The sequence below is a fragment of the Moraxella catarrhalis genome (assembly GCF_001632285.1).
In the GTDB taxonomy this organism is placed as follows: Bacteria; Pseudomonadota; Gammaproteobacteria; order Pseudomonadales; family Moraxellaceae; genus Moraxella; species Moraxella catarrhalis.
This window is the reverse complement of the sequence record NZ_LWAH01000014.1, coordinates 187,371-201,908: the sequence shown is the minus strand read 5'-3', so window position 1 is coordinate 201,908 and position 14,538 is coordinate 187,371. Positions and strand designations below refer to the sequence as shown.

Annotated in this window: 11 protein-coding genes; 2 read left to right on the top strand and 9 right to left on the bottom strand. The window is 40.1% G+C overall.

Features of this window, described 5'->3' with window-relative positions; genetic code table 11:
* Nucleotides 1–45: 45 nt before the first annotated feature.
* The 6 genes from A4U55_RS06220 to A4U55_RS06195 all read right to left on the bottom strand — a co-directional run bounded on the left by A4U55_RS06220 (nt 46) and on the right by A4U55_RS06195 (nt 7,171).
* Nucleotides 46–1,566 (bottom strand): catalase, encoded by a 1,521-nt coding sequence (locus A4U55_RS06220; RefSeq protein ID WP_003657757.1) that lies wholly within the window; start codon nt 1,564–1,566, stop codon nt 46–48.
* 322 nt (nt 1,567–1,888) lie between these two features.
* Entirely contained in the window at nt 1,889–3,487 is a 1,599-nt protein-coding gene (locus tag A4U55_RS06215; protein ID WP_003658468.1) for an AbgT family transporter, read from the bottom strand.
* A gap of 173 nt (nt 3,488–3,660) precedes the next feature.
* On the bottom strand, nt 3,661–4,194 hold the full coding sequence (locus tag A4U55_RS06210; RefSeq protein WP_003657755.1) for a flavin reductase family protein: 534 nt from the start codon (nt 4,192–4,194) through the stop codon (nt 3,661–3,663).
* Nucleotides 4,195–4,322: 128 nt separating this feature from the next.
* On the bottom strand, nt 4,323–5,357 hold the full coding sequence (locus A4U55_RS06205) for a methionine synthase (RefSeq protein WP_003657754.1): 1,035 nt from the start codon (nt 5,355–5,357) through the stop codon (nt 4,323–4,325).
* A 92-nt stretch (nt 5,358–5,449) separates the two neighbouring features.
* The gene (locus A4U55_RS06200; RefSeq protein WP_003657753.1) at nt 5,450–6,427 is read right to left on the bottom strand and encodes a DUF1852 domain-containing protein; all 978 of its coding nucleotides are present in this window, start codon (nt 6,425–6,427) and stop codon (nt 5,450–5,452) included.
* A gap of 255 nt (nt 6,428–6,682) precedes the next feature.
* Nucleotides 6,683–7,171: an FKBP-type peptidyl-prolyl cis-trans isomerase gene (locus A4U55_RS06195; RefSeq protein ID WP_003657752.1), complete on the bottom strand. Its 489-nt coding sequence runs from the start codon at nt 7,169–7,171 to the stop codon at nt 6,683–6,685.
* Between the two features lie 401 nt (nt 7,172–7,572).
* On the opposite strand from A4U55_RS06195, the gene A4U55_RS06190 reads away from it, so the two are divergent.
* The gene (locus A4U55_RS06190; RefSeq protein WP_063454126.1) at nt 7,573–9,351 is read left to right on the top strand and encodes a M61 family metallopeptidase; all 1,779 of its coding nucleotides are present in this window, start codon (nt 7,573–7,575) and stop codon (nt 9,349–9,351) included.
* Between the two features lie 11 nt (nt 9,352–9,362).
* Here A4U55_RS06190 and A4U55_RS06185 read toward each other — a convergent pair whose 3' ends face one another.
* Both A4U55_RS06185 and A4U55_RS06180 read right to left on the bottom strand, forming a co-directional pair.
* Nucleotides 9,363–10,115 (bottom strand): pseudouridine synthase, encoded by a 753-nt coding sequence (locus A4U55_RS06185; RefSeq protein WP_003657749.1) that lies wholly within the window; start codon nt 10,113–10,115, stop codon nt 9,363–9,365.
* Between the two features lie 261 nt (nt 10,116–10,376).
* Nucleotides 10,377–12,032 carry an OmpA family protein gene (locus A4U55_RS06180; protein WP_063454125.1) on the bottom strand — a complete coding sequence of 552 codons (1,656 nt, stop codon included), beginning with the start codon at nt 12,030–12,032 and terminating at the stop codon, nt 10,377–10,379.
* A gap of 537 nt (nt 12,033–12,569) precedes the next feature.
* Here A4U55_RS06180 and A4U55_RS06175 point away from each other — a divergent pair.
* A complete protein-coding gene (locus A4U55_RS06175; RefSeq protein ID WP_003669821.1) occupies nt 12,570–13,175 on the top strand; it encodes a rhomboid family intramembrane serine protease in 606 nt (201 codons plus the stop codon).
* Nucleotides 13,176–13,266: 91 nt separating this feature from the next.
* On the opposite strand, the gene A4U55_RS06170 is transcribed toward A4U55_RS06175, so the two are convergent.
* Nucleotides 13,267–14,334, bottom strand: a complete 1,068-nt coding sequence (locus A4U55_RS06170) for an enoyl-CoA hydratase/isomerase family protein (protein WP_227513435.1) — start codon at nt 14,332–14,334, stop codon at nt 13,267–13,269.
* Nucleotides 14,335–14,538 lie beyond the last annotated feature (204 nt).

The window sequence follows — 14,538 nt, the reverse complement described above, 5'->3', positions numbered from 1 at the left end:
TTTTGGGGTGTTCATATCTAAACAGCTTTTTATGATTATCGTGAATTATAAAAAGCTGGGCAGATGGCGAGCAGGGTCGGTCTCGCGGGCATTTTTGGCATCTTCAACCGTAAGGCCTAACGCTTTGGCCACACCCATGGCATAATCAGGGTGGCATTTATCGCAATTACGGATATGGCGGTATTTAATAAAATCAGGGGCATCGCCCATCGCACGAGCCGTATTACCAAACAACGCCTGTTTTTGCTCATCGCTCATCAACTCAAACAAGGCTCTGGGTTGGCTAAAATAATCATCATCATTCTCACGATAATCCCAAAACTTAGCATCGCCATGAATTTTTAATGCTGGTTCAGCCAAATGCGGCTGGTCTTGCCATTGTCCAAAACTGTTCGGTTCATAGTGCGGACGACCGCCATAGTTATCGCCCACTCGCCCTTGTCCGTCTCTTTGGTTTGAGTACACAGGACAGCGTGGGGCATTCACTGGAATTTGGTTACGATTGACGCCCAAACGATAACGCTGCGCATCAGCATAGTTAAATAGGCGTGCTTGGAGCATGCGGTCAGGGGACACACTGATGCCCGGGACTAGGTTGCTTGGGGCAAAAGCGGATTGTTCAACGTCTAAAAAGAAGTTTTCAGGGTTTTTATTTAACTCAAACTCACCCACTTCAATGAGCGGATAGTCGCCTTTTGGCCACACTTTGGTTAAATCAAATGGGTGATAAGGCACAGTTTGGGCATCGGTTTCTGGCATGATTTGCACATACATTGTCCATTTTGGGAAATCGCCACGCTCAATGGCATCAAACAAATCACGCTGATTGCTCTCACGGTCTTTACCAACCACCATTTCAGCTTCGGCATCGGTTAGATTTTCAATGCCTTGTTGGGTGCGAAAGTGAAATTTGACCCAAAAGCGTTCATTGTCAGCATTGATAAAGCTATAAGTGTGCGAGCCAAAGCCGTGCATATGACGATAAGATTTAGGAATGCCACGGTCGCTCATCACAATGGTAACCTGATGAAACGCCTCTGGCAGCAGTGTCCAAAAATCCCAGTTATTGGTGGCAGAACGCATGTTGGTGCGCGGGTCTCGTTTGACCGCTTTATTTAAATCAGGGAATTTTTTTGGGTCTCTTAAAAAGAAAACAGGCGTGTTATTACCCACCATGTCCCAATTACCCTCTTCGGTATAAAATTTTAAGGCAAAACCACGAATATCACGCTCAGCGTCCGCCGCCCCCCGCTCGCCTGCTACGGTGGTAAAACGAGCGAACATCTCAGTTTTTTTGCCAACTTCACTAAAAATCTTAGCACGGGTGTATTGGGTGATGTCGTGCGTTACCGTGAATGTGCCAAATGCGCCTGAGCCTTTGGCGTGCATGCGGCGTTCTGGAATGACCTCACGGGCAAAGTCGGCTAATTTTTCATTGAGCCATAAATCTTGGGCAAGCAGTGGCCCTCTAGCACCTGCGGTCATTGAATTTTGGTTGTCAATAACAGGCGCGCCATTACTCATGGTCAAGTGGGTATGGTCATAAGGGCATTTCATTTCACTCATAATTTTCCTTCCTATTCGGTGGGTTAATGAATTTTAGAATTTTAGTATACCAAAGTTGGCTTACTAGGTCAGCTGATTAATAGCCATCAAATCATTAATATCTTGAATATAAACCATTAATGGGCTAAGAGATTTAGCCAAACTTGCTCCAACAAAGCTATTATCTCAAAATTTGATTCATGAGCCTACCGATAATTTTAAATATCTTTAATTAAATTTATAAAACTAAAAATAATAAAATTAATAAGTTTTAAATGAATGACTAACTTACAACCAAAAATTATCTCTTTTTTAGGTTCAAATAACTTTTAGTCTTTCTGATTTAGCCCATGTGATAATAGGTTGCCGAACCTGGACCGACAGGTAAACCAAATACAAATACCCAAAGATAAAATAACAGCATCCAACCGAACAAAAATATCATCGAATAAGGTAACATCATCGCCATTAAAGTACCAACACCCGTATCTTTCTTATAACGAATTGCAACTGCCATGATTAATCCAAAATAACTCATCATCGGTGTGATGATATTGGTTGTACTGTCGCCAATGCGGTAAGCAGCCTGAATCATCTCAGGTGCATAGCCTGTTAGCATCAGCATCGGAATAAAAATTGGTGCCGTAATCGCCCACTGTGCCGATGCTGAACCTAACATCAAATTCACTAAGGCACAAATTAAAATAAATCCAATCAGTAGCAAAGGTCCTGTTAAGCCAATCTCATTTAAAAAATTAGCACCTGACACCGCCATTACTGATCCTAAATTTGACCAATTAAAAAAAGCGGTAAACTGTGCAGCAAAGAACACAAGCACAATATACATACTCAATGAACTCATTGCTTGACTCATCGCATTGACAACATCTTGATTTGTTTTAATACTGCCAGTCACTTTGCCATAGATATAGCCAGGGATGGCAAAAAATACAAAAATAAATACAACAATACCATGTAAAAATGGCGACCCTGCGATCAGTCCTGTTTCAGGATGTCTTAAAATACCATTTTCTGGTACAACCGTCCATGCCAACAGTAAACAAAAAATCAGCATACTTACCCCCGCCCAAACCAGACCTTTTTTCTCAAGGGCATTTAACTGCTCAATTTTATTATCAAGCACGGTAGGGTCATCAGCATCATGGGGGTTGTATTTACCAAGACTGGGTTCAACAATTTTTTCAGTAACCAAGTAACCCAAGGCACTGATTAAAAAAGTACTGACTACCATAAAATACCAATTGGCTTCTGCACCAACCATATAATTTGGGTCAATGATACGGGCAGCTTCTTGGCTAATACCTGATAATAATGGATCGACCGTACCAAGCAGTAAATTGGCACTATAACCGCCTGAAACACCTGCAAAAGCAGCAGCCAAACCTGCCAAAGGGTGTCTTCCTAAAGCATGAAAAATCATGGCAGCCAATGGAATTAGTACCACATAGCCAAGCTCAGCGGCAGTATTTGACATAATACCAGCAAATACCACGACTAAAGTGACTATTTTTTTGGGGGCATTCATAACCATGCCACGCAGTGCCGCTGAAATCATTCCAGAATACTCAGCAATACCCACACCCAGTAAGGCCACCAGCACGGTACCCAAAGGCACAAACCCTGTAAAATTTTTGACTAAATTTTCAACAATTTTTGCCAAGCCTTCGCCATTGAGCAAATTGACAACATAAATCATGCCATCTTCAGCACGACCTTTGGCACCCTCAGGGCGTGGGTCAATGACAGCAACATCCATGGCAGATAAGATGGCTGATAATCCCAGTAAAATGACCGACATCCAAATAAATAAAACCACAGGATGGGGCAATAAATTCCCCAACCACTCAACACCTTTTAAAAAGCGTTGCATGTGGGAAGTTTTACCAGCTTGATCAAAATCATTAGGTGATTGCAAAGTCATGATTTTTATTCCGATAGATTGATTTAATATTAAAAAACATAGTGACATAGTATAGCAATAATTTTGGTATGATATCTAATGCCATCTTTGACTATTCTTTGTCATTTACAGAAAAAAGCCCCGGCCAACGACCAAGGCTTAAAAACTTTTTCTTGTTCATCATCAAATCACTTTTAGTCCACTTTTTGAACTTGAGGCGATGCAGGCTGTCTGTCAATGGCAACTGGTTGACCTATTTTATGATATTGCCTATCAAAATAAACCAAACTGCGCTTTTCATTCTCACCTTTTCGAATGGCGATAATTTTACAAATAAAAATACTGTGCGTACCAACATCTTGGATGGTTTGAATTTCACAATCAAAACTAACCAAAGCATCTGTTAAAACTGGTGCGCCTGTACTTAACACACTCCAATCAGCATGCTCAAATCGTGCCTTTGATTCAAGTGGTGATGCAAAAACATCTGATAAATGTGCCTGCTCAGCGGATAAAGTATTAACTGCCAATATTTGATTGGCGATAAAATGTTCATAAGAGCGAGCATTGGCATTCATACACACAAGCAGTGACGGTGGCGAATCTGTCACACTACATACCGCCGATGCGGTAAACCCATGACGACCTGTATCGCCATCGGTAGTGACGATATGAACAGCAGTAGCTAGGCGCGCCATGGCATCTTTAAAAATTAATTTTTCTACCATGATTTTCCCATTTAAAATTAAAAAGGATGTAGTTGATACACCCTTAAAGTTATTTTTGTATTCAAAACTGACTTATGATAAATTTTTTGCTAATAAGCACGGTTTCACAAACTCAGTTTTAATCTTAGTTATTTACCAAGCAGTTCACGGCGAACAATCGCCGCCCCTTCACTTAGGGCATTGAGCTTGCCACGAGCCACTGTGCGAGACAAGGGTGCCATGCCACAGTTGGTTGATGGGTATAATTTATCAGCGTCCACAAACTGTAACGCCTTACGAAGCGTATCTGCCACTTGCTCAGGCGTTTCAATTTGGTTTGTTGCCACATCAATTGCACCCACCATGACGGTTTTGCCACGAATGAGTTCAATCAAATCCATTGGCACATGTGAATTTTGACACTCTAATGAGACAATGTCAATTTTTGATTGTTGAAGTTTTGGGAAACTCTCCTCGTACTGTCGCCATTCATTGCCAAGTGTCTGCTTCCAATCGGTATTTGCCTTAATGCCATAACCATAGCAGATATGCACCGCTGTTTGGCATTTTAACCCAGAGATGGCACGCTCTAAGGTTGCAACACCCCAATCATTCACCTCATCAAAAAATACATTAAACGCAGGTTCATCAAACTGAATGATGTCCACGCCTGCCGCCTCTAATTCACGGGCTTCTTCGTTTAGGATTTTGGCAAATTCCCACGCGAGCTTTTCACGGCTTTTGTAATGACCATCATACAAAGTATCAATCATCGTCATAGGGCCAGGCAATGCCCATTTGATGAGTTTGTCAGTATGAGCGCGTAAAAATTTGGCATCGTCTACAAATACCGATTTTGGGCGAGACACCTCACCTACCACGCTTGGCACGCTGGCATCATAGCGGTTGCGAATGCGAACAGTTTCACGCTGATTAAAATCTACGCCATCCAAATGCTCAATGAATGTGGTAACAAAATGCTGACGAGTCTGTTCGCCATCGCTGACAATGTCAATGCCTGCATGGGTTTGCTCAGCAAGCGACACCAACAGAGCATCTTGTTTGGCTTGTAATAACTCATCGCCCTCAAATTTCCATTCTGACCACAGTTTTTCAGGTTCAGCAAGCCAAGATGGTTTTGGCAAACTGCCTGCGGTGGATGTGGGAAGTAAAATTTTGCTCATTATATTTTCCTAAACTAAATTTGCCATTATACCAAAAATTTTAATCAACCAACCGATAAACATTCATCGGCTGATTGATTAATACTTATCGCTTATTTTTCGGCAAGCCAAGCATCCAAAATCTCTTGATATGGTTTGATAAACTGCTCTTCGGCGATTTTGCCTTGTTTGACTGCCAAATCATTACGCTCCACACGGTCATAATCCACTTTTGGCACAGCATAATCTTCATAAGTTAAGCTGCCCTTGTATATCTGACCTGCAACCGAATTGGCATTATAAATCTCTGGGCGATAGATTTTTTGGAATGCTTCCATGGTGGCGATGGTGCTGATGAGTTCTAAATTGGTGTAATCGTTCAACAAATCAGCATTTTCATCAAAATAAAACGCATAAGGGGCAACCGATTTTGGGGGCATAAAATAACGCACTTTTAAGCCCATCTTGGCAAAATACTCATCGGTCAATGAATAATCATTTTGCACATATTCCACGCCCAAAATCGGATGCGTGTTGGTGGTTCTGTGATAAGTGCGAGTGGTCGCCACGCTTAGGCACAGTACGGGTGCTTTTTTGGAATGGGCTTTGTATTCTTCGGATGCTATCATGAATTTGAACAATTTGCCATGCAAATCGCCATAACCCTCTGGCACACTAAATTCAGCCTTATCCTTATTATATTCACGAAGCAATACGCTAAAATCATAATCACGAACAAATGATGAAAAGCTGTTGCCAATGATGCCAGGGGTGGTTTTGCCTGTTTTGTGGTCAACCACAGATGTTTTTAGCCATTCTAATCCTGAGAAAAATTCGCCCTTACCTGCCACATCAACATCAATAGACACAATGTCAATGAGTACCGAATAACGGTCATTTGTCGGATTGTCCCAATGTGCCAAATCATTAAAACGGTTGTTAATCATTCTGATGGCATTTTGTAGATTTTCTTTGCGATTTTCACCACGAGCCAGATTGGCAAAGTTGGTGGTCAAACGAGTGCTGGTCGCTGGCTCATAGTTTTCATCAAAACGCTGAGTATGCACTCGGCATTGAAATTGTGTGGTCATGTTGTTACCTCTTGGCTAAAATTTAAAGATGAGATATTAAACCGTATTTTTAATCTAAATAAAAGCGAAATATTTTTTAAAGAAGATGAATAAAATTCACTTAATCCAATTTACTCAGGCATAAAATACTGCGACGAAACTGGATGCTTGATTATTAACTATAAGGTTAATCATATTTGTAAAATAATTATGACAATGATGGTAAATAAAAAACCCAAAATGATGCTTTGGGTTTTTTGTCAGGCTAACTTAAAGTTATGAATGTTGGTGACCGCCTGCACCATGTGCGTGACCATGGGCAATTTCATCAGCTGTTGCCGCACGAACCTCAACAATTTCAACATCAAAAGTCAGCTCAACGCCTGCCAAAGGATGATTACCATCAACCACAACAATCTCATCATTCACATCTTTAACAGTGACAAGCATCACATGACCATCATCCGTTTGTGATTGAAATTGCATGCCCACTTCAATGTTATCCACACCCTGAAAATTGGCTCGTGGTACTTCTTGTACTGCTTCTTGAACATATTCGCCATAAGCATCTTCAGGGGCAATCGTTACTTTAAATGTATCGCCTGCTGATTTACCCATCATCTGTTTTTCAAGCCCTGGGATAATGTTATGATGCCCGTGCAAATATACCAATGGCTGATCTCGTGATTGGTCAAGAATCTCACCTTCGGCATTGGTTAAGGTATAGTTGAATTGTACAACAGTATCTTTGTTAATGGTTGTCATAAGAAATTCCTGATAAACAAATTGCCATCGCTTAGGCGGGTGCCAAAGCTGTCAAATGACAAATTTTAATTACCATTGTAGCAAAAATATGCCAAAAAAACACCTTTTATCCAATACTTGATAAAAAAGTTCTAAAAATACGATATTTTATGGTACCAAATCAGTCATTTCATCTATTTGGCATTTTTGATATAATCTTTTTGATATAATTTTTTTTGATATAATCATTGTTTAATGTCATGACTGCCAAAATGATTGATACCAAAAACAATCCATGATTCCTTCAAACTCATCTTAACATGATGAGCTTGGCAAATTGCCATTAAATTAAGCCATTAATTAAATAGTCATATGGTCAAATCCACAGTAATTCTAATCCATCAATGAGTTTTAAAAAGACAATGAGCCTAAATTACCACATCAGTTTTGAGCGGTTTAATGAACATTTAGCCGATATACGCATTCATCACACAGCGTTAAGCGATACTCCTGCTTTTTCTATGGTAACATGGATTGCAGGCAGTTACTTAATCCGTGAATTTAGTAAAAATATCACCACAGTGTATTATCAAATCGGTGATAGCCTAATACGCCATCGTGCCGAAAAAATTGACAAAAAAACATTCGTACTGCCAAATGCCAAGCAAGGTGATGATATTACCATACACTATGAAGTGTACTGCCGAGATCTATCAGTGCGTACAGCATTCGTTGATGCTACGCGTATTTTTGGAAATTTTACCTCATTATTATTACTTCCAGAGGCAAATAAACAGACTCAAGCTAATATCACACTGTTTGTACCAAAGACATTTTTGGCAAACCATCTGAAATGCACAATTGCTTGTGGCTTAAAATTTGAGCAAACCAGCACGAGTGATGGGCTTGAATATCGTTTTAATGGCTTGGCAGCTTTTGAGTATTTTGACTTTCCCTTTGAAATTGGCAACCAAGATGAAATCAGCTTTGAGATTATCAAAGATAAAAAAACTTGCCTGCCACACCGATTTTTTTTGGCAGGTCGCCATCATGGCAACTTGCATCGCCTAAAGGCTGATTTAACCAAAATTTGCCAAAGCTATGTCAATTGGCTGGGCGATGCTCCCTTTGTAGATTACACTTTTATGACCATGGTAACAGATAAAGACTATGGTGGACTTGAGCACATCAATTCAACAGCTTTAATCAGTCCTCGTGGCGATATGCCTGCTTTTGACGAACCCCAAATCCCAAATGAGCATTATCAACGCTTTCTTGGGCTATGTAGCCATGAATATTTTCACGCATGGTGGGTAAAAACAGTCAAGCCTGATGTGATGATGAACAATACACTCACCGAAGAGGCTTATACGCCACTTTTATGGGTATTTGAGGGCTTCACTTCCTACATTGATGATTTAATGCTTTTAGTCTCAGGTGTGATTGATAAATCCAGCTATTTAAAACTCATTACGGCACAAATTAATCGCTATCAACAAACAGAAGGCTTGTTACATCAAAGCGTAGCAGAATCCAGTTTTGATGCTTGGATTAAGCTATATCGTACCGATGAAAATACCAACAATCAAGGCATCAGTTACTATAATAAAGGTGCATTGGTTGCCTTATTGCTTGATATGATGCTGATGGATAAAACAGACGGCAAATATCGTCTGTTTGATGTCATCAAAGCCTGTTATATAAAAACAAATAACCAACCCTTTGGGCTGACCACCCAGATTCTAGGCGAGATCATCGCTCAAATGATGGGGCAAGAAGCTTGGCAAGATTTTTATCATCGCTATGTCATTGGTGTCGATCCATTACCATTGACTGATTATTTTACAAAATTTGCCATTCAAGCTAAGTTTCAGGATAAACATAAAACATGGGGCATAAGCTTTAATGAACATGCCCATGGACTGACCATCACTCATGTCAGCCGTCAATCTGCTGCAAGCCATGCGGGACTATCTTATGATGATACCATCATTGCAATTGATGGGCTAAAAGCAACATCAGCATTGCTCAATCGGCTGGTTAAGCATCAAAATACCACAGGCTCGCCATTAACCGTACACGCGTTTCGGCGAGATGAACTGTTGTCATTTACCATTAACAACCAAAAAACCATACACCAAACAGTTAAACTTGAAGGTGATGGCGGTTTATGGCTGAATTTTGCTGATTTAACAAGTTGAGCTAATAACTATTAAGCACGAAACTTAGGTGGGCGGACACGCCAAGATGGTTTTTTTAACAAATGAATTTTACCAGATTTTGGATTGACCGCTCCCTTTGTGTTGCTTGATATCAAGTTGGTTGGCTTATTTTGCTTGGGTGTTGGCTGAGCTGACAGACCCAATTTAAGTAATGTTTGCTGGTCTAACTGTAAAACTCGGCTTTCACCCACTGCCAAGCCATTCAGTTGCCAAATGCCTATTTGTGATCGGATTAACCTTAGGCAGGGCAAACCAACATGGGCAACCATGCGGCGTATTTGTCGATTTTTACCTTCAACAATGGTTATCTTAAGCCATGTGGTTGGGATATTTACTCGCTGGCGGACTGGTGGATTTCGCTGCCATAAACGAATCGGTAGTTCGTTTTCATCAAGTTTTTGTACTTTGGCGGGTAAAGTTTTCCCATCTTTTAGCATCACACCTTGTTCCAATGCCTGTATTTGTACGTTTGTTGCAATATTTTCTACTTGCACCAAATAAGTCTTGGCACATTTTGTATACTTATCTTTGGCATTTTTGGCAGTTGGTGGCGTTGTGATGGCGTGATTGAGCCTACCATTATCAGTCAATAATAATAGCCCTTCTGAATCTTTATCTAATCTTCCTGCCACACGCATCGTTTTATCATCAATAAAATCCGCTAAAGTGATCATGCCGTCATGATCTTTTTTAAACTGGCTGTGCACGCCGTAAGGCTTATTGAATAATACCAATTTTGTCATTTTATGCTTTTTTGTGTTCAAGATATGTCAGTTATACGATATGGTCGCAAATCCAAGACCCAAACTCTGATCTATTTTGGGTCAAATTGGTCTACATCATATATTGAGAGCCAATAAAAACTACCCAAGAACCAAATGACCGATGGGTAATTTGGTTCTTGGGTTGATTACGGTTGGTTTTGGTTATTAAAAGTACTTGTAAGATTGGTATATTATCATTCATTTGGCCCAATCTAAAACTCATAACCAATAACAAAATGATCAGTTTTGTGCAACAGGTGTTGGTGCATCTTCAGCATGACCGACTTGAGTAATTGCTTCACCTTCTTGGAAAAGTACAAACTCAATACGACGGTTTTGGAAGCGACCTTGTTCGGTAGCATTTGATGCAACTGGATAATCAAAACTTGCACCTTGAGTGTTCAAGCGTTCAGCAGCAACACCTTTTGATACCAAATACTCTTTAACAGCAGCAGCACGAGATTCTGATAAATCTTGATTATACTCATGCGTGCCTTGAGTGTCTGTATGACCAATGATACGCAAAGTTGTTTCAGGCACTGCCTTTAATTTTTCGGCAGCCAAATCCAAGATTTCTTTATTTTCTTGGGGAATTTCGGTTGAGTCTAAAGCAAAGTTAATGATTTGGGTATTTAATGCATTGATTAAAATATCCATCTCATTTTCTTCAACCGTATCACCCAAAGCAACAATAGCAACACGCGCTGTTTCAATACTATCGGCAACCGCAGTATTAATATCAAGTTCAGGTTCTGCTTCTACAGTAAAATCAGCGGGTAGAATATTTTTAGCACCCTCTACCAGTTTTGCTACATCTTCTGGCGTGGTTGCATTAAAGCGTACCGTATGATCATGAATCACAACGCTTGAATTTGGTACACCTTTCATCAAACCCAAAATTGCTGGTAAGTATTCTGCCGCTGGCATCGTAGCGGTATGTACATTGGTATTTTGAATGGTTAAATCTTGTACGCCAAAGACTTGAGCAATAGCTGCACGGATATGACCTGCAAGCTCTTCACTACCAACCTGAGCACGGTGCGAGTACAACGCTTGACCCGTTTCATCAACAGACAAGCTAAGCGTTACAGGTGCTTGGGCAACACCTGTTTGTGTTGGGTCTGCCTGTACAGCATTATCCGCTACCACAGGTGCTGTATCTGTCGCAACAGGTGCCGCAACAGGTGTTGGTTTGTCTTGACATGCTCTTAACAAAAGCCATGCCAAGCCTGCAAAAATAATCAATCCAATAATCGGTAGAATCGTTTTTAGAAAAGGACTTTTTTCTTTGTTTTCGTAATGCTGGGCAGTTGGTGTTTTGACTGGGGTGGTAGCCGCAGCTGGATGAACTGGTTCTGTCACAACACTTGGTTTGACAGGCTCTTTCACAACAGCAGAGGCTGTCGTTACAGGCTCGGCGGTGGTTGTGGCAGCGGTTGCAAATAGCCCTGCTGGCAATAAAGTATGCGCCCAAGTTGGCAAACGGTTTTCTTCTTTAGCCAATTGAGTACGAATAAAAGACGGTACAGATAATGCACCTGCTTGCTCTTTAATGCGTGCCAAAGCCAAAGGTGCTGCCGTTGCGATTGCGGTGCGTGCCGTTACTGGCGAAACATGATATTCATCGGCTAATTGATTACTCAAAGAAGCAATCTGATCTTCACCAGTTGAAACATCACTAAAAGCAACATTGAGCAGATGATGCCCATGCTCAAGCTCATTATCAGGCAAAGCATTGGCACGCTGATACACATCTTCATTACTCAAGCGTCCTGCAAAAATGGTATAAAATGCGGTTAACAAATTAGATTTATCAGCATTATCGCCATCTTGATTTTTAATCGAAGTTAAGACATGCGGCGTAATGCGTTCATTTAATTTATTAATTAAGCTCATAAGTCACTCCATAGGTCATTTTAAATTTAAATTTCATTATCCATCAGCAAAATGCCGATGCCGTCCTTAAGAAAAACAACAAGTTGCTTGAAGCCACTTGTTTTATAACGCTATTGTGACTGATTTTATGGCAACTTAAAAGCGCTGGCAACAATTGATAAACAAAACCGCCTTTTATTCGCTCAAAAAAAATTAAGCAATTACAAAAGTAAATGATGAATGGTTTTTTATTTACATATCTGTAATATTATAGTAATTATGATAGTAATTAATTCTCAATGATTTTAATCATGAAGCAAAAACCCTCAATACCCACTCATCAAATTGACAGATAAACCATTTGATTGATTTTATGCACATACTTTTTGGCATATAAATTACATGAACCACTTATACTTAAAATCAAATTTACCAAAAAGTTGGTAGTTTTTATTCACTTGTTATTAAAATTAGCCATAAAATCGTACAAAGGCTAAGCATTTTACCAAAAATCTGCTAGACTAAGCGTGTATTTATCAATCAATGCAAACACATATCATGAATCACACAACTGTCATTATTATCATTACTGTCATCATCAGTATCGCCGCATGGCAATCTAGACCTTTGCTTGAGCGATTGATTTTTTATCCACCTGCCGTCAATAAAGGTCAATATGACCGCTTGCTTACTCATGGATTTATCCACGCCAATGGCATGCATTTACTGTTTAATATGTTTACGCTGTACTTTTTTGGTCGTGTGATTGAACGGTTTTATATTGATAAATTTGGCAATTTGGGCTTTGTGGGTTTTTATATTTTGGCGATTATTATTGCGATGCTACCTACTTATGCACGCAATAAAAACAATACTTACTATTCAAGCTTAGGTGCATCAGGTGCGGTCAGTGCTGTTTTATTTGCTTATATTTTATTCGCCCCTTGGAATACGCTGTATTTATTTGCCGTCCTACCCATTCCTGCGATTGTATTTGCGATTGCTTATGTGGCTTATAGTATTTGGGCTGACCGCCGAGATGGCGGAAATATCAACCACTCAGCACATCTTTTTGGTGCAGTCTTTGGCGTAGTAGCGACAATTGCCATTGAACCAAATCTGATTGTTCACTTTCTTCATCGTCTGCTAAATCCATCATTATAATTGAGTTAAGTGGGAGCATACCTGCCTTTGATGGCTTAATATTATCTTATCACAGCCATCAAAGGTAGGTTGCCTAAGACAAATACGGCTTTCACCAAGCTTTAAAATGGCTTTTGATATAGCCATCAGGCAGGCTATCTGGCGTATATTGCCACTTCGGATTTTTATCTTTATCAATCAATAATGCACGCACACCTTCAGCAAATTCGCCATTATGCGAGCAATGAATTGCAACAATATATTCTAAATCCATCACCTCATCAAAGCTCATATTCTCCACTTGATTTGCCATATGCCATGTAATCGCCGCCGATGTCGGTGAGCCAGCGATATAAGTTTTAAATGCCTGTTGAATATATTCAATGTTAAAACCCAATCTAGCAAGTGTATCAAATGCTGCCAAGTCACCCGCCTGCTGCATCATACGCTCAATCTCATCACGATGAGGCAAAAGCCACCCTGTTGGTAGAGTGTGGTTATGATGCAACTGACCAAGCAGTGCATTGAGCATCTGATGATTTTTGGTGGCATCGTCTGACCAATCGGCAGTGGTCAGCACTTGTATTAACACATCAAAATCATCACTTGCCATACCAAAATCTGCCACACCTAAAGCAAGTGCATCTGTACCGTTAATTCTTGCACCTGTCAAACCCAAAAATAAACCGATCTTATTGGGCATATGCCTTAAAAAATAAGAACCGCCAGCATCAGGAAACAGCCCAATACTAATCTCTGGCATTGCCATCATTGTGGTTTGCGTGACAATGCGATGACTTGATGCGACTGCCAAGCCCATACCGCCACCCATGACAATACCATCCGCCCAAACGATGATAGGCTTTGTATAACTTTTTATTTGTTTACATAAGGCATATTCTGTAGAAAAAAACGCCTTGGCAGTTGGATTTGGGAAAATCTTGGGATTATAGCCATGATATAAACCACGAATATCGCCACCTGCACAAAATGCTTTATCTGCTGCTCCACAAAGCAACACCGCAGCCACACTGTCATCAATTGCCCATTTATCTAAACACGCTTGAATGGCTGCCACCATCTCCAAGTTGAGCGCATTGAGTGCATCAGGTCGGTTTAATGTAATGATTGCAATACGCCGCTTATCATGGACCATTAAAAAATCCGTCACAATTGTCATCATCATTCCTTTTTCATCATAAAAATCAAAGATACAAAACTACGCCATTTTGATTATACTAAAATTTGTAAAATTGCCAAATAAAATTTCATCTGATTTATCGGCGATGCCTGCCTTTTGGATATCCAAAAATGAAATCTTGTTTTTTAAATTTGCATTTTTGGTATAGGTTTGGTAGTTTGTTCATAGACAATTTAATCATAA